The 4,852-nt window shown below is 60.6% G+C and carries 5 protein-coding genes; 2 read left to right on the top strand and 3 right to left on the bottom strand.

Features of this window, described 5'->3' with window-relative positions:
- The 3 genes from WCA53_RS10285 to WCA53_RS10275 form a co-directional block, all read right to left on the bottom strand.
- Positions 1–386 (bottom strand): chorismate synthase (locus tag WCA53_RS10285; RefSeq protein WP_423908724.1); only part of this gene is annotated, 386 nt, incomplete at its 3' end.
- Positions 387–481: 95 nt separating this feature from the next.
- On the bottom strand, positions 482–2,422 hold the full coding sequence (locus tag WCA53_RS10280; RefSeq protein WP_423908721.1) for an MFS transporter: 1,941 nt from the start codon (positions 2,420–2,422) through the stop codon (positions 482–484).
- A gap of 199 nt (positions 2,423–2,621) precedes the next feature.
- Positions 2,622–3,074: a CBS domain-containing protein gene (locus WCA53_RS10275; RefSeq protein ID WP_423908719.1), complete on the bottom strand. Its 453-nt coding sequence runs from the start codon at positions 3,072–3,074 to the stop codon at positions 2,622–2,624.
- Between the two features lie 243 nt (positions 3,075–3,317).
- Here WCA53_RS10275 and WCA53_RS10270 point away from each other — a divergent pair, with 243 nt between their 5' ends.
- Together WCA53_RS10270 and WCA53_RS10265 are read left to right on the top strand one after the other, a co-directional pair.
- Positions 3,318–4,619, top strand: coding sequence for an O-acetylhomoserine aminocarboxypropyltransferase (locus WCA53_RS10270; protein WP_423908717.1), 1,302 nt, complete (start codon positions 3,318–3,320; stop codon positions 4,617–4,619).
- On the top strand, positions 4,616–4,852 hold a 237-nt coding region (locus tag WCA53_RS10265), incomplete at its 3' end, for an alpha/beta fold hydrolase (RefSeq protein ID WP_423908715.1). The genes WCA53_RS10270 and WCA53_RS10265, both read left to right, overlap by 4 nt.

Raw genomic sequence — 4,852 nt, 5'->3', positions numbered from 1 at the left:
CGCGCCGACGAACGCCCGCCGCCGCGATAATCACGCACGCCATACTTCTGCCAGTAGGTGTAGTCGGCGTGCCCAGGACGAAACGTCTCCACGATATTGCCGTAATCCTTGCTACGTTGATCGGTATTGCGGATCAATAACGCAATCGGCGTCCCCGTTGTCTTGCCTTCAAACACGCCGGAAAGAATTTCGACCTGATCGGCTTCCTGGCGCTGTGTCACATGTCGCGACGTGCCCGGTTTGCGCCGATCCAGTTCGATCTGGATATCCGCCTCCGACAATGCCATGCCCGGCGGACAACCGTCGATCACGCAGCCGATCGCGGGGCCATGCGACTCACCGAAATTCGTGACGGTAAAGAGCGTGCCGAGTGTATTGCCGGACATGAGCGTCGTCCTGAAAAGAGCGAAAGAGGCAATATTATGCCAGTCTCTCGCCCTCGACCTCACCCTGCGCTCAGCCTTTGCATCACCCGCCGACGCTACTTGCGCGCGCCTCGCAGGGCAGCAACGAGCGCTTGCAGATGTTCCGGCGTGGCGTCGGCCGGATCGATCGGCTCACCGACTGCCAGCGTCAGCCGGCTCATCACGCCGCGTCGAAGCGGCCGTGGCCAGTGCGGATCCTCTTGTCGCGAGAAGACGCTGCCCCAGAGGCCACGAAGCGCCATCGGCACGACGGGCACCGAATGGCGCTTCAGGATCTCGCTGATGCCGTGTCGAAACGGACTCATCTCGCCCGTTCGCGTGAGCTTGCCTTCCGGGAAAATGCACACCAGTTCGCCCTCTGCGAGCGCGCGGCCACATGCGTCGTAGGCCTTCTCCAGCAGTTGCGCGTCTTCGTGCGCCGGTGCAATGGGAATCGCCTTCACGTGGCGAAACAGCCAGCCCACGAAGGGCGAGCGGAAAATCCGGTGGTCCATGACGAAACGGATCGGCCGCGGACTTTCAGACATGATCACGATTGCATCGACGAAACTCACGTGGTTGCAAACCAGCACGGCCGCTCCATGCTCAGGAATACGTTCGGCGTTCACCAGGCGAATCCGGTAGAACGTATGCACGAGAATCCAGGCGAGAAATCTCAGCAAAAACTCAGGCACGAGCGAGTAGATATAAACGGCCACCAGAATATTCAGCAACGCCGTGGTGAGGAAGAGCCCCGGAATGCCGACACCCGCCGACGTTAGCGCGACGGCCATCAGCGCCGATACGATCATGAAGAACGAATTGAGAATATTGTTTGCGGCAATGATGCGCGAGCGATGCGTCGGCAGGCTGCGCGCCTGGATCAGTGCGTAGAGCGGCACGCTGTACAGACCACCAAAAAGGGCTAGCAGGAACAGGTCGGCGAGAATCCGCCAGTGCAGGCCGACGCGGAGAAACTCGCCGACGCCCAGCAGGTGATCGGCGGTCTTGATGCCATGACTCGCAAAAAAGAGGTCGATGGCGAACACGCTGATGCCGATCGAGCCAAGCGGCACGAGTCCTATCTCGACTTTTCGCTTCGATAGCTTTTCACACAGCAGCGAACCGATCCCAATACCGATTGAGAACGTGCCGAGTAGCACGGTCACCACATCCGGGTTCGCCGACAACACGTCCTTGGCGAAGTTGAAAAAGGAGGTGAGAAACGTCGCCCCGACGAACCACAGCCACGAAATCCCGAGCAGGCTCAGGAATACGGTCCGGTCCTGGCGGGCAAGCACGAGGTTGCGCCATGTCTCGCTGAACGGATTCCAGTTGATTTTCAGGTCGGGCTGCATCGCGGCGGTCTTGGGCACGAAGGCCGATACAGCGCGTCCGATCAAGGCAAACGTCACGCAACAAGCGGCCAGCAGCGAAGCACCCTGCTCGGTCAATCCAGCCGCCGCGCCGCCGAGTATCGTTCCAATCAGGATCGCGACGAACGTGCCCATTTCGACGAGACCGTTGGCGCCGACCAGTTCGAACGACTTCAAATGCTGCGGCAGATAGGCGTATTTCACGGGACCAAACACGGTCGAATGGACGCCCATCAAGAACGTGCAGATATAGAGCAGCGGCGCGCTATGCAAGATGAAGCCCGCGCCGCCTATCAGCATCACCGCGATCTCGAACGTCTTGACGAGGCGAGTGAGCGTGGCTTTGTCGTATTTATCGGCGATCTGGCCCGATGTCGCGGAAAACAGCACGAACGGAACGATGAAGATGGCGGAGATCAAGAACGCGGCGGTCTTCGGGTCGACGCCGGAAAACCGCGCCGCCTGGAACGTGACCAGGGAGGTGAATCCGACCTTGAAGACGTTGTCGTTGAGCGCGCCGAGAAATTGCGTCCAGAAAAACGGCGCGAAGCGGCGCTCGCGTAGCAGGCTGAACTGGCCCTCGCCGTGTGCGTGTTTCGCGGGTTTGATGGATTCGGCGCGGGTCGATGGTGAATCGCTCATGGATTATGGAGATGTGGCGCGAAAGGCGGAAAGAGTGGAAGGGTGAATGCTGAACGCGTCGCATGACATGCGTGCAGCAGAAGGAAAAGAACGCCCGGCGCGAAAAAAAAGCGCGCCATGCGGCGCGCTTTTTAGGTGGCATGAAAAGGGGAAAATCTGATGCGCAAATGAGACTTTGCGTTCGCGCCCGACGCCCGGATCAGCGCGCCTCTTCCTGCTGTTCAGGCCAGTCACGGATATACGCCTTGAGCATCCGGTTTTCGAAGCCCTGTTCTTCCACGACGGCCTTGGCGACGTCGTAGAAAGAAATCACGCCCATCAGCACGCTCTTTTCCATCACCGGCAGATAGCGCACGTGATGCTCAAGCATCATGCGGCGCACCTCGTTCACGTCCGTTTCCGGCGTGCACGTGAGCGGATGATCGTCCATAACTTTGCGAATGGTCGATGAACCGACCGTGCCGCCGTTCTCGCTCAAATTAAGAATGATCTCGCGAAACGTTAGCATTCCGGCGAGATCGCCATATTCGATCACGACCAGGGATCCGATGTCGTGCAACGCCATGGTGTTGATCGCATCGCTCAGCGGCGTTTCAGGCGTTACCGTAAAGAGCGCGTTGCCCTTGACCTTCAAAATGTCGCTGACTCGCATGATTGTCTCCTCGCGAAAAGCCGGGCTGTTTGTCGATCCTAGCGGAAAGACAACTAAAAAGAAAGCGTTCAGGACGCTCGTATTTCGTCTGCGGAACCACGCCGGACGGGCTTTTGCGCCCGATTGGGTGGTCATTCCATTACGGGTAAAGCCTAACCGGGCCGACGCTGGCGTCTACCCCAAGTTTGTCCCGCGGTACCCGATGTTACGATAAATGACTCTTTCCTTCCGTAGCCGCCCACGATGTCCGCCAACCGCTTCGATACGCTTGTCCTTCACGCCGGCGCCGCACCCGATCCCACGACCGGCGCCCGTGCCACGCCGATCTACCAGACCACCTCGTTCTCCTTTCGCGATACAGACCACGCGGCCTCGCTCTTCAACATGGAGCGTTCGGGCCACGTCTATTCGCGCATTTCGAACCCGACCGTTGCCGTATTCGAGGAACGCGTGGCTGCTCTGGAAGGCGGCGTTGGCGCTATCGGAACGGCGAGCGGACAAGCCGCGCTGCATCTCGCCATTGCGACGCTGATGGGCGCGGGCTCCCACGTGGTCGCCTCCAGCGCGCTTTATGGCGGCTCGCACAACCTGCTGCATTACACGCTCAGGCGCTTCGGTATAGAGACGACGTTCGTGCCCCCGAACGATCACGACGCATGGCGCGCGGCCGTGCGTCCCAATACGCGACTCCTGTTCGGTGAAACGCTCGGCAATCCGGGGCTCGACGTGCTCGATATCGAATCGATAGCGGCCATCGCTCATGCGAATCATGTGCCGCTGCTGGTCGATTCCACCTTCACCACGCCCTACCTGCTGCGCCCATTCGACCATGGCGCCGATTTCGTCTACCACTCGGCGACAAAATTCCTGGGCGGCCATGGCACGACCATTGGTGGCGTACTGGTGGATGGCGGCACCTTCGATTTCACCACGACCGACCTCTTCCCCGAGTTCACCCAACCCTACGACGGCTTTCACGGCATGGTCTTCGCCGAGGAAAGCACCGTCGCACCGTTCCTGCTACGCGCCCGTCGCGAAGGCTTGCGCGATTTCGGCGCGTGCCTGCATCCGCAGGCCGCGTGGCAACTGCTTCAGGGCATTGAAACGTTGCCGCTGCGGATGGACCGCCATGTCGCCAATACACGCAAGGTGATCGAGTTCCTGCTTGCTCATCCGGCCGTGGAAGGCGTGGCGTATCCGGAACTCGAAAGTCATCGCGACTACGCGCTGGCCAAGCGCCTGCTGCCGCGCGGGGCGGGCGCCGTGTTCAGCTTCGATCTTCGCGGCGACGTGGCTGCAGCGCGGCGGTTTATTGAAGCACTGAGTCTCTTTTCGCACTTGGCCAACGTCGGCGATGCCCGTTCGCTCGTCATCCATCCCGCATCCACAACGCACTTTCGGATGGACGCCGCCGCCCTTGCCGCCGCCGGTATTGGACCAGGACGCATCCGGCTGTCGATCGGCCTGGAAGATCCCGACGATCTCATCGACGACCTCAAGCGCGGCCTCAAGGCGTCCCAGAAGACGGAAGGGAGCCGCACATGATGCTTGATGTGAACGGTGCGCAGGCCTACGCCTACACCGGTGGCAACGCGTTCGACCCGAGCCGCCCGGCAGCAGTCTTTATTCACGGCGCGCAGCACGATCACAGCGTCTGGGCGCTTCAAAGCCGCTACTTCGCCTACCACGGCCTGAGCGTGCTCGCCGTCGATCTACCCGGCCACAGCCGAAGTGCCGGACCGGCACTCCGAAGCATCGGCGCGCTGGCCGACTGGATC

Origin of the sequence: Caballeronia sp. (genome assembly GCF_049581465.1) — a bacterium.
Taxonomy (GTDB): domain Bacteria; phylum Pseudomonadota; class Gammaproteobacteria; order Burkholderiales; family Burkholderiaceae; genus Caballeronia.
Note: the sequence above shows the minus strand (reverse complement) of the source record. Positions and strands in the feature narration are given on the sequence as shown.

Excerpts from the sequence above, each read along its gene's own strand:
- WCA53_RS10280 (WP_423908721.1), bottom strand. The coding sequence starts at position 2,422 with ATGAGCGATTCACCATCGACCCGCGCCGAATCCATCAAACCCGCGAAA.
- WCA53_RS10275 (WP_423908719.1), bottom strand. The coding sequence starts at position 3,074 with ATGCGAGTCAGCGACATTTTGAAGGTCAAGGGCAACGCGCTCTTTACG.
- WCA53_RS10270 (WP_423908717.1), top strand. The coding sequence starts at position 3,318 with ATGTCCGCCAACCGCTTCGATACGCTTGTCCTTCACGCCGGCGCCGCA.